The 21,099-nt window shown below is 65.0% G+C and carries 19 protein-coding genes and 1 riboswitch; of the genes, 13 read left to right on the top strand and 6 right to left on the bottom strand.

Translation table 11 applies throughout. From position 1 onward, the window contains the following. Window position 1: 1 nt before the first annotated feature. The gene (locus AUL31_RS17965) at window positions 2-910 is read right to left on the bottom strand and encodes a glycosyltransferase family 2 protein (protein ID WP_060609808.1); all 909 of its coding nucleotides are present in this window, start codon (window positions 908-910) and stop codon (window positions 2-4) included. Window positions 911-1,143: 233 nt separating this feature from the next. Between AUL31_RS17965 and choX the strand changes: the two genes are divergently transcribed. The 11 genes from choX to AUL31_RS17910 all read left to right on the top strand — a co-directional run bounded on the left by choX (window position 1,144) and on the right by AUL31_RS17910 (window position 13,280). Further along, entirely contained in the window at window positions 1,144-2,076 is a 933-nt protein-coding gene (gene choX, locus AUL31_RS17960; protein ID WP_244489455.1) for a choline ABC transporter substrate-binding protein, read from the top strand. A gap of 9 nt (window positions 2,077-2,085) precedes the next feature. Beyond that, window positions 2,086-3,597, top strand: a complete 1,512-nt coding sequence (betC, locus tag AUL31_RS17955) for a choline-sulfatase (RefSeq protein ID WP_060609802.1) — start codon at window positions 2,086-2,088, stop codon at window positions 3,595-3,597. Between the two features lie 170 nt (window positions 3,598-3,767). Further along, window positions 3,768-5,087, top strand: a complete 1,320-nt coding sequence (gene ugpB / locus AUL31_RS17950) for a sn-glycerol-3-phosphate ABC transporter substrate-binding protein UgpB (RefSeq protein ID WP_060609798.1) — start codon at window positions 3,768-3,770, stop codon at window positions 5,085-5,087. 90 nt (window positions 5,088-5,177) lie between these two features. Continuing rightward, the gene (ugpA, locus tag AUL31_RS17945) at window positions 5,178-6,062 is read left to right on the top strand and encodes a sn-glycerol-3-phosphate ABC transporter permease UgpA (protein WP_060609794.1); all 885 of its coding nucleotides are present in this window, start codon (window positions 5,178-5,180) and stop codon (window positions 6,060-6,062) included. 14 nt (window positions 6,063-6,076) lie between these two features. Then, a complete protein-coding gene (gene ugpE / locus AUL31_RS17940) occupies window positions 6,077-6,925 on the top strand; it encodes a sn-glycerol-3-phosphate ABC transporter permease UgpE (RefSeq protein ID WP_060609790.1) in 849 nt (282 codons plus the stop codon). Window positions 6,926-6,928: 3 nt separating this feature from the next. Next, window positions 6,929-7,963, top strand: coding sequence for a sn-glycerol-3-phosphate import ATP-binding protein UgpC (locus AUL31_RS17935; RefSeq protein ID WP_060609786.1), 1,035 nt, complete (start codon window positions 6,929-6,931; stop codon window positions 7,961-7,963). Between the two features lie 89 nt (window positions 7,964-8,052). After that, a riboswitch (glycine riboswitch) is annotated at window positions 8,053-8,144 on the top strand. A 144-nt stretch (window positions 8,145-8,288) separates the two neighbouring features. Further along, window positions 8,289-9,599, top strand: a complete 1,311-nt coding sequence (locus AUL31_RS17930; protein WP_082647008.1) for a D-amino acid dehydrogenase — start codon at window positions 8,289-8,291, stop codon at window positions 9,597-9,599. Between the two features lie 96 nt (window positions 9,600-9,695). Next, a complete protein-coding gene (gene otsB / locus AUL31_RS17925; protein ID WP_060610168.1) occupies window positions 9,696-10,430 on the top strand; it encodes a trehalose-phosphatase in 735 nt (244 codons plus the stop codon). Then, window positions 10,427-11,851 carry an alpha,alpha-trehalose-phosphate synthase (UDP-forming) gene (locus AUL31_RS17920; protein WP_060609779.1) on the top strand — a complete coding sequence of 475 codons (1,425 nt, stop codon included), beginning with the start codon at window positions 10,427-10,429 and terminating at the stop codon, window positions 11,849-11,851. Before otsB ends, AUL31_RS17920 begins: the two co-directional genes overlap by 4 nt. A gap of 98 nt (window positions 11,852-11,949) precedes the next feature. Continuing rightward, the gene (locus AUL31_RS17915) at window positions 11,950-12,588 is read left to right on the top strand and encodes a 2-dehydro-3-deoxy-phosphogluconate aldolase (RefSeq protein WP_060609774.1); all 639 of its coding nucleotides are present in this window, start codon (window positions 11,950-11,952) and stop codon (window positions 12,586-12,588) included. 8 nt (window positions 12,589-12,596) lie between these two features. Then, a complete protein-coding gene (locus AUL31_RS17910; RefSeq protein ID WP_060609771.1) occupies window positions 12,597-13,280 on the top strand; it encodes a GNAT family N-acetyltransferase in 684 nt (227 codons plus the stop codon). Here AUL31_RS17910 and AUL31_RS17905 read toward each other — a convergent pair. The 4 genes from AUL31_RS17905 to AUL31_RS17890 form a co-directional block, all read right to left on the bottom strand. Continuing rightward, window positions 13,277-13,720 carry a hypothetical protein gene (locus tag AUL31_RS17905; protein ID WP_060609768.1) on the bottom strand — a complete coding sequence of 148 codons (444 nt, stop codon included), beginning with the start codon at window positions 13,718-13,720 and terminating at the stop codon, window positions 13,277-13,279. The genes AUL31_RS17910 and AUL31_RS17905 overlap by 4 nt on opposite strands. Before the next feature lie 61 nt (window positions 13,721-13,781). Further along, window positions 13,782-14,762 (bottom strand): 2-hydroxyacid dehydrogenase, encoded by a 981-nt coding sequence (locus AUL31_RS17900; RefSeq protein WP_060609764.1) that lies wholly within the window; start codon window positions 14,760-14,762, stop codon window positions 13,782-13,784. Window positions 14,763-14,797: 35 nt separating this feature from the next. Beyond that, on the bottom strand, window positions 14,798-15,808 hold the full coding sequence (locus AUL31_RS17895) for a LacI family DNA-binding transcriptional regulator (protein ID WP_060609760.1): 1,011 nt from the start codon (window positions 15,806-15,808) through the stop codon (window positions 14,798-14,800). A 67-nt stretch (window positions 15,809-15,875) separates the two neighbouring features. Next, entirely contained in the window at window positions 15,876-16,352 is a 477-nt protein-coding gene (locus AUL31_RS17890) for a MarR family winged helix-turn-helix transcriptional regulator (RefSeq protein ID WP_060609757.1), read from the bottom strand. Window positions 16,353-16,525: 173 nt separating this feature from the next. On the opposite strand from AUL31_RS17890, the gene AUL31_RS17885 reads away from it, so the two are divergent. Together AUL31_RS17885 and AUL31_RS17880 are read left to right on the top strand one after the other, a co-directional pair. Further along, window positions 16,526-17,647, top strand: a complete 1,122-nt coding sequence (locus AUL31_RS17885) for a CobW family GTP-binding protein (RefSeq protein ID WP_060609753.1) — start codon at window positions 16,526-16,528, stop codon at window positions 17,645-17,647. Beyond that, window positions 17,647-18,624, top strand: a complete 978-nt coding sequence (locus tag AUL31_RS17880) for a WD40 repeat domain-containing protein (protein WP_060609750.1) — start codon at window positions 17,647-17,649, stop codon at window positions 18,622-18,624. Before AUL31_RS17885 ends, AUL31_RS17880 begins: the two co-directional genes overlap by 1 nt. Window positions 18,625-18,656: 32 nt before the next feature. On the opposite strand, the gene AUL31_RS17875 is transcribed toward AUL31_RS17880, so the two are convergent. Beyond that, window positions 18,657-21,011 carry a PAS domain-containing sensor histidine kinase gene (locus AUL31_RS17875; RefSeq protein ID WP_060609746.1) on the bottom strand — a complete coding sequence of 785 codons (2,355 nt, stop codon included), beginning with the start codon at window positions 21,009-21,011 and terminating at the stop codon, window positions 18,657-18,659. Window positions 21,012-21,099 lie beyond the last annotated feature (88 nt).

Genomic DNA, 21,099 nt, shown 5'->3' with positions numbered 1-21,099 from the left:
CTCAGCCGGCCGGTCGGTTGAGCCAGTACGACATCATGCCGGACAGGCTGTCGCGCATCGTGCCGCGATAGGTCAGCCCCATCTCGGCGCTCATCGTCTGGCCCGTCCACAATTCGCGCGCCGCCATCCGCATATCCCAGCGCAGCATGCCGCGCATGTTGGAGCGGCGGTCGAAGAGGTATTTGGCATAGAGCGCGCCATTGCCGAAGGCGTAGCCCGATTGCAGCTTGCGGATATCCTCCGGCAGGCGGCGCCCATGGAAATGGCGCACCACGATATCGGGGCAGTAGACGACGGGAAAACCGGCCTTGAAGGCGCGATGGGTAAAATCGGTATCCTCGCCGGAGCGGAAGGGCGCACCGGCCCCGAAGCGCTCGTCGAACGGGCCGATGGCCTCGATCAGGGTGCGCGGAAAGGCCATGTTGCAGCCATGGATGAAGCCGCCGGGATGCAGCGTGCGGTTGAGTGTGGCGGGCTCGATATCGGGCTTTATGGTGACGGGAAGATCCCGTTCGTCGCCAAGCTCCACCCGTCCGCCGCGCAGCACGGGCTCTTCGTCGGCGGCAAAGGCTTGCGACAGGGCCAGGAAATAATCCGGTTCCGGTTCGCAATCATCGTCGGTAAAGGCGATCAGGCGGCCACGCGCCGCGGCGATCCCGGTGTTGCGGGCGACGGCCAGGCCGGGGCGCGCCTCGTGCAGCAGGCGCACTGGCAACGGGGCGGACGCCGCCCAGGCCGAAACCACGGCGCTGGTGTCGTCGGTGGAGCCGTTGTCCACGAAGACCAGTTCGACCGTCGGCGACCCATCCGCCTGCGCGGCGCGGCCGATCGCGTCCAGGCATGAGGCAAGGCCATAGGCGCGGTTGCGAGAGGAAACCACAAGGCTGATATCGCATGCACCCGAAGACATAGGGGCTCCTCGAACTTTCGGTCGATGGTCGCAGAATACGGGCGCAACGGCGGTGCGACAAGTTTATTGTGCCGTGCAGCATAATGGCCGGATGTTCGCGGTTAGATGGTAAAATGGGCATCAACGGGGCAGGGCAAAAACTTGGGGTTGCTCTCGCATCGAAAACCGTGTGGGTTCTGCCTCATTGAAGGCTCGTTCAACGAAACCGGGCCGCGACCAAAATGGAGCAAGTCATGAACCGATTCATAGGCGTGGCACTGACGAGCCTGCTCTTGGCCGGAGCGGCGCAGGCCAACGATCCGCAAAGCTGCGCGACGGTGCGCCTGTCCGATCCCGGCTGGAGCGACATCACCTCCACCAACGCACTGGCTTCCGTGGTGCTGGAAGGGCTCGGCTACACTGCCGACGTCAAGACCCTGTCGGTGCCGATCGGCTACCAGGCCCTGGCCAACAAGGAGATCGACGTCTTCCTGGGCAACTGGATGCCGGCCCAGACGGCCTTCCGCAATGACCTCGATGAAAAGGGTGCGGCGGATGAGCTGGGGCGCAACCTCGAAGGCGCGAAGTTCACGCTGGCCGTGCCCAGCTATGTCGCCGACGAAGGCGTCAAGGATGTGAAGGATCTTGCGGCGCATGCCGACAAGTTCGGGTCGCGCATCTATGGCATCGAGGCCGGGGCGCCCGCCAACGAGAATATCCAGAAGATGATCGCCGATCCGGCCTTCGGCCTGTCCGGCTGGGAGCTGACGGCCTCGTCCGAGCAGGGCATGCTGTCGCAGGTGTCGCGCGCCGAAAGACGCAAGCAGTGGGTCGCGTTCCTGGCCTGGGCGCCGCACCCCATGAACAACAGCTTCGACATAACCTATCTGTCGGGGGCGGACGATTTCTTCGGCCCCAACTATGGCGGCGCCGAGGTGTTCACCCTTGCCCGCACCGGTTATGCGGGCGAGTGCCCCAATGCGGCCGGCTTCTTCAAGAAGCTCGTTTTCAACATCGACATGGAAAACGAGATGATGGCAAAGCTTGCCGAGGGGACGGAGGCGCGGACGGCGGCACGCGAATGGCTGGCCGCCCATCCGGACGTTCTGGACGGCTGGCTGGATGGGGTGACGACGCTGTCCGGAGAGCCGGGGTTGCCGGCCGTCAAGGCGGCGATCGGAGGCTGAGGCATAAGCATGGCATCCCGCCGACCGAATATCCTGATCGTCATGGTCGATCAGCTCAATGGCACCTTGTTTCCGGACGGCCCCGCCGACTTCCTGCATGTTCCGCATCTGCGGGCGCTCGCCGCCCGTTCCATGCGCTTCGCCAACGCCTACACGGCCAGCCCGCTCTGCGCTCCGGCACGCGCGTCGTTCATGAGCGGGCAGCTTCCGTCGGCAACCCGCGTCTACGACAACGCGGCCGAATTCTCGTCCGAAATCCCGACCTTCGCGCATCAACTGCGCCTGGCGGGGTATCGCACGATCCTGTCCGGCAAGATGCATTTCGTGGGGCCGGACCAGTTGCACGGCTTCGAGGAGCGGCTGACGACCGATGTCTATCCCGCCGATTTCGGCTGGACGCCCGACTATGCGAAGCCCGGGGAGCGCATTGACTGGTGGTACCATAATCTGGGTTCGGTCACCGGCGCCGGCGTGGCGGAGATCACCAACCAGCTCGAATATGACGACGAGGTCGCCTTCCATGCGGGGGCGCGGCTGTATGATCTGGCGCGGCGGCAGGATGATCGGCCCTTCTGCCTGACCGTATCCTTCACCCATCCGCACGACCCCTATGTGGCCCGCCGGCGCTTCCACGATCTTTATGCCGACTGTGCAGAGCTGCAGCCGGCGGTGGGCCGACTGCCGGACGCGGATCCGCACACGGCGCGCCTGATGGCGGCCTGCCGGGACGAAGCCTACGATATCACGCCGGATATGGTGGCAAGGGCGCGCCGGGCCTATTTCGCCAACCTCTCCTATGTCGACGAAAAGATCGGCGACCTTCTGGGCATCCTGGAGCGCACGGGCATGGCGGACGACACCGCCATACTCTTCGTATCCGACCATGGCGACATGCTGGGCGAGCGCGGGCTCTGGTTCAAGATGAACTTCTTCGAAGGGTCGGCACGCGTGCCGCTGATGCTGGCGGCACCCGGCCTTGCGCCCGGCCTGTGCGCCACGCCGGTTTCCACCATGGATGTCATGCCGACCTTGTCGGAGATGGCGGGCCAGCCGCTGGGTGCGCTGGCGCCATGGCTGGACGGCGTATCCCTGTTCCAGACGCTTCAAGGCGGCCGCCCGCCCGTGCGCATGGAATATGCCGCGGAAGGCTCGATCGCGCCGATGGTGTCGCTGCGGTCGGGGCCCTACAAGCTCAATCGCTGCAAGGCCGATCCGGACCAGCTCTTCGACCTGTCCGCCGATCCGCTGGAACTGACCAACCTTGCGGACGAGCCGGCCCATGCCGCGACGTTGAACGCCTTGTCGTCGCAGATCGACGCGCTGTGGAATCTCGACGCGTTCGACGCCTCGGTCCGGGAAAGCCAGGCACGGCGACACATTACCTATGCGGCGCTGCGCAACGGGGCTTACTACCCCTGGGACTACCAGCCGCTCCAGCGCGCCTCGGAGCGTTACATGCGCAACCACATGGACCTGAACGTGCTGGAGGACGAAAAGCGATTCCCGCGCGAGGATGCCTGACGGCGCCGATTGCGATGCTGGAGTTGTGGATGGAGATACAACTTACGGTTCAGGGCGTTGCCCTGTCATAAAACTATCTTAGGTTTGTCACCAAGCTGTTTGTCGGCATGGGCTAGGAGGAGCCCACCGGCAGGACCGTAAAGGGTCGCAGCATTGGGAGAACGGAACTTATGAAGAAAATCGGGGTAATGGGGGCGGCGATGGCCGCGCTCTTGTCGATGGCCGGCCAGGCTGCCGCGCAGACCGAAATCCAGTGGTGGCACTCCATGGCGGGCGAGCTCGGGCAGAAGCTCGAGGGGCTTGCGAGCCGCTTCAACGAAAGCCAGTCCGACTACAAGGTCGTACCGCTTTACCGCGGCACCTACCCCGAATCGATGACGGCGGCCATCGCGGCCTTCCGCGCGGGCGAGCAACCGCACATCCTGCAGGTGTTCGAGGTCGGCACCGGCACCTTCATGGCGGCGCGCGATGCCGTCTACCCCGTGCAGGAGTTGATGACGGACACGGGCGAAGCCTTCGATCCGGCCAGCTATCTGCCGGCCGTCACCGGCTATTACCAGACAGGCGACGGCGAACTTCTGTCCTTCCCGTTCAATTCCTCGTCCGTCATCCTGTACTACAACAAGGATGCCTTCGAAGCCGCCGGCCTCGACGCCTCGCAGCCGCCCAAGACATGGGGCGAACTGGCCGAAGCGGCGCAGAAGATCGTCAGCTCGGGCACCAAGACCTGCGGCTTCACCAGCACCTGGCCAGCCTGGGTGAACCTCGAAAATCTTTCGGCCTGGCACAACAAGCCGATCGCCACGCAGCAGAACGGCATGGCGGGCTTCGACGCGGTCTTCAATTTCGAGGAAGCGGGCCTTGTCGGCAAGCACTGGGCCAATCTGGTCGAGTGGCAGAAGGGTGGCGCCTATCAGTATCGCGGGCGCACCAATACGGCCGGGCCTTCCTTCAATTCCGGCGAATGCGCGATGCTGCTGGAATCGTCCGGCGGGCGCGCTTCCATTTCGGCCAATGCCGATTTCGACGTCGGCTACGGCATGATGCCCTATTACGACGACATCGAGGGTGCGCCACAGAATTCCATCATCGGCGGGGCCTCGCTGTGGGTTCTGCGCGGCAAGGACGAAGACAGCTACAAGGGCGTCGCGCAGTTCCTGACGTTCCTGTCGCAGCCGGATATCCAGGGCGAGTGGCACCAGAGCACGGGCTACCTGCCGATAACGCAGGCGGCCTATGACGCAACGAAGGCGTCCGGCTTCTACGACAAGAACCCCGGCGCCGACACGGCCATCAAGGAAGTGACGCTGAACACGCCGACCGAAAACTCGCGTGGGTTGAGGTTCGGCAATTACGTCCAGATCCGCACCATGTTCGAGGAAGAGCTCGAGGCCGCCCTCGGGGGCCAGAAGAGCGCCGAAGATGCGGTCAAGTCGGCACAGGAGCGCGGCAACGAGATGCTGCGCGAGTTCGAGTCCCAGAACCAGTAAGCGGTACCGCCAATCGCAAGCCGGGCCGTCGCCGAATGGCGGCGGCCCATCCACATCATTCGTCCTGAGAAAGAGGGAGGCAGGGGCCGCATGGCACAGAAGCGCGTCACCTTCGGCGGCACCGCGTTGCCCGTCCTGCTGCTTGCGCCGCAGCTTGCGATCACCGCGATCTTCTTCTTCTGGCCGGCCATCCAGGCCGTGCGGCAATCCATGCATCGCTCGGACGCCTTCGGCTTCGGTGAGCGGTTCGTCGGGTGGGATAATTTCACGGCGCTGTTCCGTTCGGCGCGCTACTGGGAATCGGTGCAGGTAACGGCGATCTTCGCCGCCTCCGTCGCCATCATCACGCTGTGCGTCTCGCTGGCCTTCGCCTCGGCGGTGGACAGGATGATCCGCAGCCGAACCACCTATTCGACGCTGCTCATCTGGCCCTATGCCGTGGCGCCGGCGGTGGCGGGCGTTCTCTGGTGGTTCCTGTTCAACCCTTCGGTCGGCATCCTTGCCTATACGCTGCGCGGATTCGGCATGAGCTGGAACCACTTCACCAATGGCAACCAGGCTTTGCTGCTCACCATCATCGCCGCAAGCTGGGCGCAGGTTTCCTACAATTTCATCTTCTTCCTGGCCGGCCTGCAGTCCATTCCGCGCTCGCTGATCGAGGCGGCGGCCATCGACGGCGCCGGTCCGACCAAGCGGTTCTTCACCATTACCCTGCCGATGCTGTCGCCGACGATCTTCTTCCTGTCGGTCGTCAACATGGTCTACGCCTTCTTCGACACGTTCGGCATCATCGATACGACGACGGAGGGCGGGCCCGGCCGCCAGACGACGACATTGGTCTACCAGGCCTACACCGACGGGTTCCTCGGGCAGAATTTCGGTTCGTCCGCCGCCCAGTCGGTCGTGCTGACGCTCGTGGTGATCCTTCTGACCGTGGTGCAGTTCCGCTTCGTGGAACGGCGCGTACATTACTGACGAGGCGCCGAACCATGGTCGAAAACCGCCCCTTCTATACGTTCCTTACCCATGCGATCCTGATTCTCGGGGTCGCTTTGGTGCTGTTTCCCGTCTGGATCGCCTTCGTTGCATCCACCCACACCTCGTTCCGCCTCAACAGCGGCATCGCGCCGTTCTGGCCGGGTGGCGAGCTGTGGACGAATTACAGCTTGATCCTGTCGGACGGAGCCAGCCGCAACGGTCTGCCGCCGGTGCTGCCGATGATGCTGAATTCGCTGGTGATGGCGCTCGGGGTCGCCTTCGGCAAGATCGTCATCTGCATCCTGTCGGCCTTCGCCATCGTCTACTTCCGCTTCCGCTTCCGCATGGTGGCCTTCTGGGCGATCTTCATGACCCTGATGCTCCCGGTGGAAGTGCGCATCGTTCCGACATTCCAGGTCGTGGCGGGGATGGGGCTGCTGAACTCCTATGCGGGGCTCGTCGTGCCGCTGATCGCCAGCGCGACGGCGACGTTCCTGTACCGCCAGGTCTTCCTGTCCATTCCGGACGAAATGCTGGAGGCGGCGCGCATAGACGGAGCCGGGCCGCTGAAGTTCCTGTGGGACATCGTCATACCGCTTACCCGCACCTCGACGGCGGCGCTGTTCGTCATCCTGTTCGTCTACGGATGGAACCAGTATCTCTGGCCGCTGCTCGTCACTACCCAGCCCGATTACTACACCGTCGTCATGGGCATCCAGCGCATCGCGCGGGCCGTCGATTCGGAACCGGTGTGGAACCTCGTCATGGGCGTCGCCGTGATGGCCATGCTGCCGCCGGTCATCGTCGTCATCGCCATGCAGAAGCTGTTCGTGCGCGGCCTTACCGAAACGGAGAAATAGGAAATGGCGTCCATCGTTCTGGACACGGTCCGCAAGGTCTATCCCGGTGGGCAGGAGGCGGTTAAGGGCATTTCCCTCGACGTTGCGGATGGCGAGTTCGTCGTGCTCGTCGGCCCATCCGGCTGTGGCAAGTCGACATTGCTGCGCATGGTGGCCGGGCTGGAAACCATCACCAGTGGCGAGTGCCGGATCGGCGATCGGCTCGTCAACGAGGTGGAGCCCGCCGACAGGGACATCGCCATGGTGTTCCAGAATTATGCTCTGTATCCGCATATGAGCGTGCGCCAGAATCTTGCCTACGGCCTGCGCAACCGCAAGACGCCGAAGGCCGAGATCGAGAAGCGAATCGCCGCGACCGCCGCGATCCTGGAGATTTCCGATTTTCTCGATCGCAAGCCGCGTCAATTGTCGGGCGGCCAGCGGCAGCGCGTGGCCATGGGGCGCGCCATCGTGCGGGAGCCGGCAGCCTTTCTGTTCGACGAGCCGCTATCCAACCTGGATGCCAAGCTGCGGGTGCAGATGCGGGCCGAGATCCGGGCGTTGCAGGCCCGCCTCGGCACCACAAGCCTCTATGTCACCCATGACCAGCTCGAGGCCATGACGCTGGCCGACAGGCTGGTGGTGCTGAATGGCGGGCGGATCGAGCAGGTCGGCACGCCGCTGGATGTCTACGAGCGACCGGCCAGCCTTTTCGTTGCCAGCTTCATCGGGTCTCCGGCCATGAACCTCGTGCCGACGGCTGTCCTGTCCGGCCTGGCCGGCCAGCCGGCCACAGCGGCAACCATCGGGGTGCGGCCGGAGCATATGCGCCTTGCCGAGCGTGCGGGCGCGGGGGAAATCGGGCTCGATCTCAATGTCAGTGCGGTCGAGGTGGTCGGAGCGGAAACCTATCTTTATGGGATGCGCGAGGGGCTGACGGCGCCGATCGCGGTGCGCATGCCCGGCTATCAGCGGCGCGATATCGGGGCGGCCTTCACGGCGGTCGCGGATATCGAAAGCCTGCATCATTTCGACCGCGACGGCAGCCGCATCGGCTGATTTGCAACCAGTGATTTAGTAGGCGCGTTCGGATAGTGCCTAAAAGTTAATCTTGCCGCTCGGTGCGGCAATGTGTATAAAGTCCCTACACGCCGCTTGCGGGAGAGACTGGCCTTTAACGGCCAGCGCCGAAGGAGCAACCGCCCCGGAATCTCTCAGGCAGAAGGACCGCGCGGCGTAAAAATATCCGGAGAGTGGTCGCGGCAACGCGCCCCGCCGAAGGAGAAAGCGTTGTGGGACTGACTCCTGCCACGTGAAGCTCTCAGGCCAATGACGGATGGGGCACGCAGTCAGCGCCGCGCAACCGCGGCCGAAAGGATCTGTCGTGACCTCAGTTGCCGTCATCGGCGCCGGTATTACCGGCGTAACAACCGCTTACAAGCTCATGAAGCAGGGCCTGGACGTTACGGTCTTCGACCGGAACCCCTATGCCGCCATGGAAACGTCCTTTGCCAACGGCGGACAGCTTTCGGCGTCCAACGCCGAGGTCTGGAACTCGCCCTCCACCTTCATCAAGGGCGTGAAATGGATGCTGAAGAAGGATGCGCCGCTGCTGGTGCATCCGGCGCCGACCTGGCACAAGCTGTCCTGGATGGCGGAGTTCGTCCTGGCCGCCCGCAACTATGAAGAAAACACCATCGCCACCGTGAAGATGGCGATCGCCGCGCGCCGTCATCTGCTGGAGATGGCCGAGGCCGAAGGCTTCGGCTTCGACGTCGAGAAGCGCGGTATCCTGCACGTCTACGAATCCAAGTCCGAATTCGAGCATGCGAGCCGCGTCAGCCGGCTCTACAAGCAGGGCGGGCTCGACCGCCGCACCTTGGGTGACAGCGAAATCCACGAGATCGAGCCCGCCCTTGCGGGTAAGTTCTATGGCGGTTTCTTCACCGAAAGCGACTTCACCGGCGATATCCACCGCTATACGCGCGGGCTGGCCGATGCCTGCCGCCGCAAGGGCGTCACCTTCGTCTACGAAGCGGATGTAACGAAGCTGCGGCATGGCCCCGAGGGCGTGACCGTCTCCAGCGTCGTGGCCGGCGGGCCCGAGGCCACCGACCAGCGCTACGACGCCGTCGTCATCTGCGCGGGCGTCGAAAGCCGCCGGTTCGCTTCCATGCTGGGAGACCGGGTCAACATCTATCCGGTGAAGGGCTATTCGATCACCGTCAATCTCGAGGATCATGAAAGCCAGCAAGGCGCTCCCTGGGTCAGCCTTCTGGACGACAAGGCCAAGATCGTCACCAGCCGCCTCGGCCGCAATCGCCTGCGGATCGCCGGTACGGCCGAATTTGCCGGATACAACCGCGATATCAAAATGGATCGCATCCGGCCGCTGGTCGAATGGTGCCGCCATCGCTTCCCCCGCGTGTCGACGGCTTCGTCCGTGCCGTGGGCGGGCCTGCGGCCGATGATGCCCGACATGCTGCCCCGCGTCGGACGCGGCCATGCGAAGGGGGTCTACTACAACACCGGCCACGGCCATCTTGGCTGGACTCTGTCGGCCATCACCGCCGACACCATCGCGGCGGAGCTGGCCGGCGACATGTCCGGCGGCCACCATGTTGCGCCGTCGCTGCCAATGGTCGACGAAGTGCGCGATGAGGCGGCCAAGCAGGTGGCGCGGCAGGCTGCCTGACAGGTGCAAAAGGCCGGGCGACACGCCCGGCCATCGTCCCTTTGCCCGTCGGCGGGGGTGGCTATCGCAGACCGTTCACCTATGTTCAGGGGCGAGATGCAAGCCAAAACCCAAATCGACTTCAGTCACCACGCCCTGTTCCTCGACTTCGATGGAACGCTCGTCGATTTCGTCGACGATCCGTCGGCCGTATCCATTCGTCCGGGCACGCTCCGAAGCCTCATTGCGCTGCAGGCCGCGCTGTCGGGGGCGCTCGCCATCGTCAGCGGCCGGCGCATCGCCGATCTCGACCGTTTCCTGTCGCCGCTGGAATTCGCGGCCGCCGGTGTCCATGGACTGGAGCTGCGCCCCGCGCCGGGCGCGCCCATCGAGCGGATCGCCAGCCCCCACGATCTGGACCCTGTCCGCGAAGCCCTTGCGACGGGCGTTGCGGGTGATGCCGATCTGACGCTGGAAGACAAGGGAACGGCGCTCGTCCTGCATTACCGGACGGCGCCCCACCGCAAGCCGGATGCCGACCGCCTGATGGACGAGGCCGTGTCCGGCGTATCGAACCTGAAGGTCATGCATGGCAACAACATCGTCGAAGTCCATCCGGCTGGAATGGACAAGGGTGCAGCCCTGCGCCGCCTGATGCGCGATGCGCCCTTTGCCGGCCGCAAGCCGATCTATATCGGCGACGACACCACCGACGAGTTCGCCTTCGCCGTGGTTCCGCAGCTTGGTGGCGCCGGAATCAAGGTGGGGCCGGGGGCGACTGCCGCAACCGAACGGCTGGACGATGTCGCCGCTGTCGAACGCTGGCTGGCAGAAGCTGGAGAGCGCATATGAGCGAGGAGGCAAAACGGCTTGTCGTGGTTTCCAACCGCGTCGGCCCTCTCAATGACGAAGGCAAGGCAGGTGGCCTGGCGGTGGGCCTAGCGGATGCCCTGCGCCGGCGCGGTGGCCTGTGGTTCGGCTGGAGCGGCGATGTCTCGCCGCAAGGCACGTTCAGCGAACTGAAGACCGAGATCGTCGGATCGACGGCGCTCGTCACCATCGATCTCAACAAGGAAGAGCTGGCCGGGTTCTATTACGGCTATGCCAACCGCTCGCTGTGGCCGCTGCTGCATTACCGCCTGGATATCGCGCAGTTCGACCGGCAGTCGGATCGCGTCTACCGCTCGGTCAACCAGCGTTTCGCCGCAAGGCTGCACCCCCAGCTCGACGAAAGCGACATCGTCTGGGTGCACGACTATCATTTCTTCTATCTGGGCTCGGAGCTCCGGCAATGCGGCTTCAAGGGCCGGTTGGGCTTCTTCCTGCACATCCCGTTCTGCCCACCCGAAATCCTGACCGCGCTGCCGGCCAGCCACGACCTGGTCCGCGCCATGCTGGCCTACGATGTCGTCGGCTTTCAGACTGCGCAGGACAGGCGCAATTTCGTGGCCTTCTGCATCCAGGAACTGGGCGGCGAGGAACTCGACAATGACCGGGTCCGGGTGTCCGGTCGCACCGTTCGTGCAAGCGCCTTCCCCATCGGCATCGATGCCGAAGGCTTCGCCGAGTTCGCGCTCAGCCCCGAGGCGGTCGAGCACGAGGACATGGTGCGCGATATCGCCCATGGCCGGCACCAGATCGTGGGTGTCGACAGGCTCGATTATTCCAAGGGCATCATCGAGCGGCTGCGCGGCTTCGAACAACTGCTGGAGGATTACCCGGAAAATCGCGGCGCATCGCAATTCCTGCAGGTTGCGCCGTTGTCGCGGGCCGAGCTGGACGCCTATGCGGAGCTGCGGGTGGAGGTGGAGCAACTGGCCGGCAACATCAATGGCCGCTTCGCCACGCTCGACTGGACGCCGGTCCAGATCATGACGCGCGGCTTTACCCGCCGGGCGCTGGCGGGCATCTACCGCGCCGCGCGCGTCTGCATGGTGACGCCGCTGCGCGACGGCATGAACCTCGTCGCCAAGGAATATGTCGCGGCCCAGAACAGCGATGACCCGGGCGTCCTCGTCCTGTCGCGGTTTGCCGGCGCGCGGGAAGAGCTGGGGCAGGCACTGATCGTCAATCCGTATTCGTCCGAAGACGTGGCAAGGGCCATGCAACGGGCCCTGACGATGTCGCTCTCGGAGCGCAAGGAGCGGCACGATGCGTTGCGGCGAACCGTATTCGGCAATACCGCCGGCCACTGGTGCGCGGCATTCCTGTCCGCGCTGGAGGACGACCGGCCCGAAGTCGCCGCGCAGGGCAACCCGGTCATCAAGGGCTGATATCGGACGGATCGCTCCCGCTTCGCCGTAAAATGCTCTAAAAGCACGGGCGAACGAGTCGCGATGCGGTTGCCGCATGTCCACGAGAGGGAAATGAAATGGCGCAGAAGACGGATGCCTTGCGGACGGTGCTGACGGGACAGCCGGTCATTCCCGTGGTTGCTGTCGAAAGCGCCGCTGCCGCGGTGGACCTTGCCCGCGCGCTTGCGGCCGGCGGCCTTCCCGCAATCGAGATCACGTTGCGCACTCCGGCGGCACTGGACGCCATCCGCGCCGTCGCATCCGATGTGCCCGAAGCCATCTGCGGCGCCGGCACGATCCTGACACCGCAGCAGTACGACGCTGCCGAAGAGGCAGGGGCCACCTTCATCGTATCGCCCGGCGCGACGGTCGAGGTGCTGGATGCCGCCAAGGCCGGCGATGCGCCGCTTCTGCCCGGCGCGGCGACGCCCAGCGAGTTGATGGCGATGATAGAGGAAGGCTACGAGATCCTGAAGTTCTTTCCGGCCGAGCAGCTTGGCGGCGTCGCCTATCTCAAGGCGCTTGCCCCCGTGTTCCAGAACATCAGCTTCTGCCCGACCGGCGGTGTCTCGCCGTCCAATGTCCACGACTACCTCGCCTTGCCCAACGTCGTCTGCGTCGGCGGATCGTGGGTCGCGCCGAAGGATCGGCTCGCAGCCGGAGATTTCGCGGCCGTCACCGCCCTTGCAGCGGAAGCTGCCGCCCTGCGGCGCTGAGGACCGCAATGCAAGCCGACCTGTCACATTACACGCCGCGCCCGCACCCCGGCATGACGCCGTTGACGGGCCGCTTCGCGGACGTCGTCCGCGTTGACCGCGCCCATCTGCGCGATCTCTACGAGGCCTTCACGCTGCCGGGCAGCGACCGGCTCTGGGATTATCTCCCCTATGGGCCCTTCGCGGATTACCAAGCCTTCGAGCGCTTTGCCGAGGCCACCTATTTCGGCGACGATCCGTGCTTCTACAGCGTTATCGATCGCGGCAGCGGCAAGGCGCTGGGCGTCCTGGCGCTCATGCGGATCGACCGCGCGAACGGCGTCATCGAACTCGGCAATATCTGCTTTTCGCCGGCGCTTCAGCGCAGCCGCATCGCCAGCGAGGCATTTCACCTTGCGCTGCGCCGCGTCTTCGGCGAACTGGGCTACCGGCGCTACGAGTGGAAGTGCAACAACGACAACGCCCCGTCCCATGTGGCCGCGAAGCGCCTTGGCTTCCGGTACGAGGGCTTGTTCCGCCAGCACATGATCGTCAAGCAACGCAACCGCGACACGGCCTGGTATTCGATCATCGACAGCGAATGGCCGGCGCTGGACGCCGCCTATGCAGCCTATCTCGACGATGCCAATTATGACGCGGAGGGCCAGCAGGCCCACCCGCTGCGCCACTTCATGGCCGAGGCGGCGCGCTAGCTTTTAGCAGGCACCACGGTGATCAGCGCGGTTTCGGGATAGACGCTTTCGTACAGGACGCCGTCGCCCGGCGAAAATTCGAGCACCGTGCGGCCTGCGTCGTCTGCCATCAGCAGGGTGCCGTTTTCTCCGACACGCCAATAGGTGGCCTTGGACAGGTCGCTCGAGGACGCGCATTCCGGCCCCATGGCGATGCGCTGCCAGGAGCCGTCGACACCCGTCGGCTCCGGAACCTTGCAGCTTGCGCCGTCACGCAGATCGATGAAGCGGAGCGCCTTGCGCTCCGCCCCGTCGGCCTTGGGCACCGAATTGGTGATCTCCGGCGATGGCGACAGCGACGACAGCAGCGACTCGTGCGCGGCCACCGTGGCGCCCTGCATGTTCGACACCGCGATCACACCGGCCAGGCCGATCGAAAGAACCATCACGGCGTAATTCATGGCGATCCCTCCTTCTCGATCAGAAGGTCGGAAGTATAGCTTTCTTAAGCTTACCTAAGAGTTAACCGTGACGGCGGACGCCGGCCGAAACGCATTCGGGAACGGGGGTCAGGACGTCGTTTCCGGAAAACCATGCTTTCAGGTTCTGGACGACGAGGTTGCCCATCTCGTTGCGCGTGTGGTGCGAGGCCGACCCGACATGCGGCAGAAGCACGGCGTTCGGCAGGTCGATCAGCGCTTGGGGAACCTTCGGCTCCTTTTCGAAGACGTCGAGGCCGGCCGCCATGATGGTGCCGTCCTGCAGCGCGGCGATCAGGGCCTCCTCATCGACGGTCGTTCCCCGTCCGATGTTGATGAGGATGCCCTTGGGGCCGAGTGCCTTCAGCACGCCCGCATTGATGGCCTTGTCCGTGGACGCGCCGCCCGGCGCGGCGATGATCAGCGTATCGACAGCGGCGGCCAGCTCTTCCAGCGAGCCATGATAGGCGTAGGGCACGTCGTTGCGCTTGCTGCGGTTGAAATAGGCGATCTCGACACCGAAGCTCTCGAGGCGCTTGGCGATGGCGATGCCGATGCGCCCCAGCCCCATGATGCCCACGGTGCGGCCGCGCAGCGTACCGTGGGTCAGCGGGTAGGGGCCCTCGGCTTCCCATTTGCCGGCGCGCAAATGACGCTCGGCCTGCGGCAGTTCGCGCACCGTCATCAGGAGCAGGCCGAGCGCCGTGTCGGCGACCTCCTCGGTCAGGACCTCGGGCGTATTGGTGACCATGATGCCCTTGGAGGCGGCATGGGCCGCATCGACGCTGTCATAGCCGACGCCGAAGCTTGCGACGATCTCAAGCGCCGGCAGCGCGTCCATCATCGCGGCGGACACGTTGCCGAAGGATGCTATGCCGCGAATCCGGGCCTTCTCGTCGTCCGACAGTTCGGAAAGATCGCGTTTCTGAAATTCGCGGACCGCGAACAGCGACTCCAGGGCTTTGCGGGAATCGGCGTGGAAGCCGATCGGGACGAGCACGGGCACTGTCTTGAGGTCTGCCATTTCAATCGTTTCCTTCGTGTGGGGCGGGCTTTTCGTCAAAGCCCTTCGGTGGATTGCCTGACCTTGATCTGCGGCGTGATCAACTCGACCGATTCGACCGCCGGGGCACCGTTGAGCCGGGCCAGCAGCGCGGCGGCGGCGCGGCGGCCCACCTCGCTCTGGCCGTTGGCGACGGTGGTGAGCGAGGGCATGGCGATGGCCGCCTCGTCGATGTCGTCATAACCCGTCACGGCGATGTCGACGCCGGGGCGCAGGCCCTCGCGGGCCAGGCCGTACATGAAGCCGAGTGCGACGAGGTCGGAGAAGCAGGCGACGGCGTCGGGCCGCTCGGGGAGGCGCAGGAAGCCGGCCACGGCATCGAAGCCCGAATGGCGGCTGCGCGGTCCGGGGAGGCGCCAATCCGGCCGATATTCGATGCCGGCTTCGGCCAGTGCCTCGCGGTAGCCGCGCTCGCGTTCGCGGCCGGTGGAGGTCAGGTCCGTGCCGCCCACCATGGCGATGCGGCGATAGCCCTTGTCGATGAGATGGGTGACCGCCAGGCGCATGCCATAGCTATCGTCGCCGCTGAACGAGGTGACGCCGCAGCCCTCGACAGTCCGGGCGATCAGCGTGACCGGCAGGTCGTTCTGCTCGGCAAGGTGGATGTCGGGGGCGGGCGTCCCGATGGCGGGCGACATGATGAGGCCGTCGGCGCCGAGCTGCAGCATCGTATCCACGAAGGCGCGCTGCTTGGAGAGCTGGTCGTAGTGATTGCACAGAACGAAGGTCTGGCGATGCCGGTCGAGCTCGTTCTCGATGGCTTTCAGGATCTCGCCGAAGAAGGGGTTCATGATGTCGCTGACGCAGACGCCGATGATGCCGCTTTTCGACGTGCGCAGGCTCGCGGCGCGCCGGTTGTAGATGTAGCCGGAGACGCGCGCTTCTTCCTTGATGCGCTCACGGGTCGACTCGGCCACCAGCGGGCTGTCACGCAACGCCAGGGACACGGTTGCGGTGGACAGGCCGAGCGCCTCCGCAATCGTCGACAATTTGACCTTTTGAGCCACCGATCTCCCGAGACATTCGATCCGGCAGTGAATCTGCCTGAACGATCCTTAAGCGATGGACCGCTTTTCATGCAACAGAGGAGTGCGAAGCCGCCTCGTCTTCACCGCTTTCCTGAGCGGCCGGCGCAAGGTTGCGGGCCATCTTGGCGAGCAGCTTGCGCAGGCGCCTGCGCTGCTTCTGGCTGAATCCGGCCAACGCGGCTTCCTCCATGTCGCGCTGGGCACGCCGTGCGGCGCTTGCCGCCAGGCGGCCGCTGTCGGTCAGGAAGGCGAAGTTCTGGCGCCGATCTTCGGTCGAGGCCCGCTTTTCCAGAAAGCCCTCGGCGGACATGCGCCCGACGGTCTTGGTGATGGTGGGTGCGGAAACGCGGAGATTTGCAGCCAGCTCCGCCAATGATTGCCCGTCCTGCGCGGCAAGCGAAAGAAGCAGCGCGTCCTGGCCCGGATGCAGGCCGAGGCCGGCCAGGTGTTGCGCCAGAAGCTGGCGCTCCGCCCGCGCGGTCACCGTAAGCTGCCGCAGGATGGATGTCTTGCCCTTCTTCATGCCGCGCCTTTCCGCAGAAGCCTTCGTCGCGGGCTACTCTTGCAGGGGTGTCGCCGGCCCGTCCATAGCAGGGGCAAAGGGGAACGGGCATCCTTGCCAAAATCATCCGTGCAATCGCCGCGCGGGCTCCTTATATCGGTGTCCAAACCTATCCGCAGGAGACAGGCAAGCCCATGTCGCGCACAGACACCGCCGCCGCCGAACAGGTTCCCGTAACCGTATTGACCGGCTATCTCGGCTCGGGAAAAACGACGCTGTTGAACCGGATTCTCACCGGCGATCACGGCAAGCGCTATGCCGTCATCGTCAACGAGTTCGGCGAAATCGGCATCGACAACGATTTGATCGTCGAGACCGACGAAGAAATCTACGAAATGAACAACGGCTGCATCTGCTGCACCGTGCGGGGCGATCTCGTGCGGGTGGTGGAAGGGCTGGTGCGCCGCAAGGGCCGGTTCGACGCGATCATCGTCGAGACGACCGGCCTGGCGGACCCGGTTCCGGTGGCGCAGACCTTCTTCATGGACGACGATGTGCGTGCACGCACGCGCCTTGATGCCGTGGTGGCGCTTGTCGACGCCAAGCATCTTCCGCTGCGCCTGAAGGACTCACGCGAGGCGGAAGACCAGATCGCCTTCGCCGACGTCGTCATCGTCAACAAGACCGATCTCGTGACCCCTGAGGAGCTCGCCGCCGTCGAGGCCACCGTGCGTGCCATCAACCCGCACGCGCGCATCCACCGTGCCGCCCGCGCCGAGGTGGACCTTGCCCGGGTGCTGGACCAGGGCGCCTTCGACCTTGCCCGGGTGCTGGACGAGGACCCCGCCTTCCTGGAACAGGCCGCCCATGCCCATGACGATCATGTCTGCGGGCCGGACTGCGACCACGATCACGACCATCATCACCATCATCATGGCGACCACGATCATCATCATCACGACGGGCACCATCACCACCATGGCGAGGTCGCGGCCATCCACGACGTGACGGTAACGTCGATCTCGCTCAAGGGCGGCGAGATGGACGAGAAGACATTCTTCCCCTGGATACAGGCGCTGACCCAGACCGAGGGCCCCAACATCCTGCGGCTGAAGGGCATCATCGCCTTTGCCGGGGATCCGGACCGCTATGTGGTGCAGGGCGTGCACATGATCATCGAGGGCGATCACCAGCGCGCCTGGCGCGACGGGGAGCCGCGCGAAAGCCGCCTGGTCTTCATCGGCCGGGACCTGGATCGTGCGCGACTGGAAGCCGGCTTCACGGCCTGCCTGGCGAAAGCGAAGACGCCCGCCTGATGCCACAGATCGCTCCGTACGAGTTCGAAACCTTCGTCGCCTGCGCCACCTTCCTGGGCGACGACCCCTTCTTTGCCCTCGCCGACGGCACCGTCCGGCGGATGCAGGGCGGGGAAACCGCCATCGAGACAAACCCGGCCGGCCTGGTTGTCGCGCGGCTCGACGAAACGTCGAACCGCATCCTCTGCGGCGGCGAAGACGGGCGCGTCGTGGCCCTTGCCGCCGACGGGCAGCCGGTGGAGCTGGCGTCGATCGGCCGCAAATGGATATCCTCGGTCGCCGGGGGCCCGTCCGGCGCCGTCGCCTTCACGTCCGGACGCACGGTCCATGTCCGCCTGCCCGACGGCACCGTGAAGACCCACACGCACGACCGTTCGGCCGAAGACGTGGCGTTTGCCCCCAAGGGCATGCGCGTCGCCTTTGCCCGCTATGACGGCGCCAGCCTCTGGTTTCCGGCGATGCAGGCTCCGCCGACCGGGCTGGAGTGGAAGGGCGCGCACATGGCCATCGGCTTTTCTCCCGATGGGCGCTTTCTGGTCACGGCCATGCAGGAGAATGCCCTTCACGGTTGGCGCCTGGATGACGGAAAGCACATGCGCATGACGGGCTATCCGTCGAAGGTGAAAGGCTGGTCCTGGTCTGCCAGGGGCAAGTATCTTGCCACGACGGGTGCTCCGGCGGCGATCCTCTGGCCATTCTCCGGAAAGGAAGGCCCGATGGGCAAAGCGCCGATGGAGCTCGGTACGCGCGGCGACACGATGGTGACAAGCGTGGCCTGCCATCCGGGAGACGATATCGTGGCGATCGGCTATGCGGACGGAATGGTGCTTGCGGTTCGCTTTGCCGATCAGAAGGAGGCGCTGTTGCGTCGTGGCGGCAACGGTGCGGTCAACAGCATGACCTGGCACCGCGAGGGCCGGCTCTTGGCCTTCGGAACGGAGTCCGGCGAAGCCGGCATCATCGACATCGCCGCTTAGGGATCGTCTGCGCGCGCCGGACGGCGTCTCGTCTACCGGTCTTCCGCCTCGTCCGGGTCAAGATGCACCGGCGCCTCGATGACGAGGCTGGCGCCTTCCGGGGGAAAGGTCAGCTCGACCGTTCCCCCGATTTCGACCGGCAGGGATTGCCGGATCAGCTTCAGGCCCAGCCCGAAGCGGCGCGGCGCCTGCACCGGCGGGCCGCCACTTTCCTTCCAGCTCATCCGGAGGTGCGGTCCGGACGGCGTCATCGTGACTGACCAGCCAAGATCGACAGTGCCCGTTTCACCGCTGAGGGATCCGTGGCGTATCGCGTTCGACAGCATCTCGAACAGGGTCAGCGACAGGGCAAGGCTCTGCCGGGCGGACAAGGGAACGTCGGGTCCGCCGTAGCGGATACGCTTGGCCTTCGTCACCTCGCGGCCGGCCATGATGCGGTCGACGACGGCGCGCAGCGGAGCGCTGGTCCAACTGGTCGTCGTCAGGATCTCGTGCGCCTCGCGCAGGGCCGCCAGCCGGGCCAGGAACGCATCGAGCCCCTCTTGCGGGCTCGTCGCCCGCCGCATTGTCAGCCCCGCCAGCGCCTCCACCATGGCAAGCGTGTTATTGACCCGGTGCCGCAGTTCCCGCGTCAACAGGGCCTGCTTTTCCTGCCCCGTCCTCTCCTCTGTCACGTCATGCACCGCCCCCACGAAGCGGACGACGCGTCCGTCTTCGGCAACGGTCTGCGCTTCGAGGCGGACGTGCCGGATGCCGCCATCGACGCGATTGAAGGTACGGAACTGCAGGTCCAGGAGGCTTTCCGCATCGGAGGCGAGCGCCTCGTCCACCTGGGCCTTCACCGCAGGACAGTCTTCCGGCGTTATCGCCCCCAGGAGATCGCCGGGGAAGATCGGCTCGGCCGTCTCGGCGATGCCGAAGATGGCCCTGCATTTTTCGTCCATCTCGAATGCGCCGAACAGCGGGCGGTAGTCGAGCGTGCCGATTTCGGCCGCCTCCTGCGCCAGGCGAAGCCGGGTTTCCGTTTCGATAAGCTGCCGCTCGGCAAGCCGGCGGCGGCTGTAGGTCCAGGCGCGGTTGAGAATGTCACGAACGAAAGAGAGCTCTTCTTCGTCCCAGTTGCTGGGGCGGGAACTGAACAGAAACAGGATGATCCGTACCCGGCCGTCTTCCACCACCGCCATGTTGACCATGGAAGCGACGTTCAACCGCTGCCAGAACTCCATGTTCTCGCGCGTGGCGGGGTGCAGGTGCACATCCTCGACGACGAGCGTCCCATCCTGCTTGAGCCTGTCCACCAACTGCCGTTCGACGCGGCCGATTTTCCCGGATGACGGTATGGCCGGCGAAACGCCGTCGGTCCATTGCGCGGTGACTGCGAAGTACTGGTCGTCGTCCGTGATGGCGGCGTAACCCACCTGGCCGAGCTCCAGCGTTTCCCCTATGATCGCCAGAGAGCGCAAGGAATAGTCGACGGAATCGCCCAGCTGCTCGACGTCTTCGTCGCCCAGCCGCAGCAGCGCGGCCTGCATGTTGCTACGGCGCTTTTCCCGGGTGATGTCGATGATGGCCCCGGGAAAGCGGATGGGTTTGCCGAGGGCATCGTGGAAGCACCGCCCCTGCGCCGACGCCCAGTGCACGCCGCCCGTACGGTCGATGGTGCGATACTCCATGGAAAAGGCCTGGCCCGACACCTTGGCTGCCATGATGCGGGTTCGGACCGTTTCCCGGTCTTCGGGGTGGACGCCCGCCAGGAAGCGTTCGATGGGCAGGGGCCCCGTTGCGGCAGTTGCCGGCAGTCCAAGAAAGGCGCGAAACTTCTCGTCCGCGTAGACGAGGTCGTTGACGACGTCCCAGTCCCATGTGCCGACGAGGGACGACGAATTGAGCGCATAGTCCAGCCGCTCGCGGCTTGCCTCCAGCTCGTGCTGGATACGCCGCTCTTCCGTCCGGTCGCGCAGGATGTGCAGAAAGCCCGCCAGGGCATCGCTTTCGTCCCGCAGGACCATGACTTCTCCCGACGCGAAGAAGTGCAGGCCATCGGCGCGGCGATGCCAGCGCTCCTGCCGGGTCGAGCTGGAGGCGAGGGCCGCCCGCATCGCCGCCGCCGGTACCTTGGCGAGGATATCGGCTTCGGTGAAGATATCCTCGATCGAGCGACCCACCATCGCCTGTTCCGGCCATCCGAACAGCGTCGACGCCGATTCCGTCCAGAGTGTTATGCGGCCGTCGAGATCGGTTGCGATGATGGCATAGTCGACGATGCTGTTGACGATGAGGCGATAGCGCGAACGGCTTTCGTTCAGGGCCTTGCGCGCCAGCGCCAGCTCTGCCTCGAGCGCGGCGATACGGGCCTGTGCCGGATCGGGGGCGTCAGGCTCGGGCATCGAAATGGGTGCGTGGAGCAAGCATCGGAGCGCAATCGCCTGATCGAAATGATCATCAGCTAAGCCTGTGTCGGCCGATTCCGCAATC

The sequence above is a fragment of the Aureimonas altamirensis genome, assembly GCF_001463885.1.
Lineage (GTDB): Bacteria > Pseudomonadota > Alphaproteobacteria > Rhizobiales > Rhizobiaceae > Aureimonas > Aureimonas altamirensis.
This window is presented reverse-complemented; position numbering and strand designations above follow the sequence as displayed.

Excerpts from the sequence above, each read along its gene's own strand:
- AUL31_RS17965 (WP_060609808.1), bottom strand. The coding sequence starts at position 910 with ATGTCTTCGGGTGCATGCGATATCAGCCTTGTGGTTTCCTCTCGCAAC.
- choX (WP_244489455.1), top strand. The coding sequence starts at position 1,144 with ATGAACCGATTCATAGGCGTGGCACTGACGAGCCTGCTCTTGGCCGGA.
- betC (WP_060609802.1), top strand. The coding sequence starts at position 2,086 with ATGGCATCCCGCCGACCGAATATCCTGATCGTCATGGTCGATCAGCTC.
- ugpB (WP_060609798.1), top strand. The coding sequence starts at position 3,768 with ATGAAGAAAATCGGGGTAATGGGGGCGGCGATGGCCGCGCTCTTGTCG.
- ugpA (WP_060609794.1), top strand. The coding sequence starts at position 5,178 with ATGGCACAGAAGCGCGTCACCTTCGGCGGCACCGCGTTGCCCGTCCTG.
- ugpE (WP_060609790.1), top strand. The coding sequence starts at position 6,077 with ATGGTCGAAAACCGCCCCTTCTATACGTTCCTTACCCATGCGATCCTG.
- AUL31_RS17935 (WP_060609786.1), top strand. The coding sequence starts at position 6,929 with ATGGCGTCCATCGTTCTGGACACGGTCCGCAAGGTCTATCCCGGTGGG.
- otsB (WP_060610168.1), top strand. The coding sequence starts at position 9,696 with ATGCAAGCCAAAACCCAAATCGACTTCAGTCACCACGCCCTGTTCCTC.
- AUL31_RS17920 (WP_060609779.1), top strand. The coding sequence starts at position 10,427 with ATGAGCGAGGAGGCAAAACGGCTTGTCGTGGTTTCCAACCGCGTCGGC.
- AUL31_RS17915 (WP_060609774.1), top strand. The coding sequence starts at position 11,950 with ATGGCGCAGAAGACGGATGCCTTGCGGACGGTGCTGACGGGACAGCCG.
- AUL31_RS17910 (WP_060609771.1), top strand. The coding sequence starts at position 12,597 with ATGCAAGCCGACCTGTCACATTACACGCCGCGCCCGCACCCCGGCATG.
- AUL31_RS17905 (WP_060609768.1), bottom strand. The coding sequence starts at position 13,720 with ATGAATTACGCCGTGATGGTTCTTTCGATCGGCCTGGCCGGTGTGATC.
- AUL31_RS17900 (WP_060609764.1), bottom strand. The coding sequence starts at position 14,762 with ATGGCAGACCTCAAGACAGTGCCCGTGCTCGTCCCGATCGGCTTCCAC.
- AUL31_RS17890 (WP_060609757.1), bottom strand. The coding sequence starts at position 16,352 with ATGAAGAAGGGCAAGACATCCATCCTGCGGCAGCTTACGGTGACCGCG.
- AUL31_RS17885 (WP_060609753.1), top strand. The coding sequence starts at position 16,526 with ATGTCGCGCACAGACACCGCCGCCGCCGAACAGGTTCCCGTAACCGTA.
- AUL31_RS17880 (WP_060609750.1), top strand. The coding sequence starts at position 17,647 with ATGCCACAGATCGCTCCGTACGAGTTCGAAACCTTCGTCGCCTGCGCC.
- AUL31_RS17875 (WP_060609746.1), bottom strand. The coding sequence starts at position 21,011 with ATGCCCGAGCCTGACGCCCCCGATCCGGCACAGGCCCGTATCGCCGCG.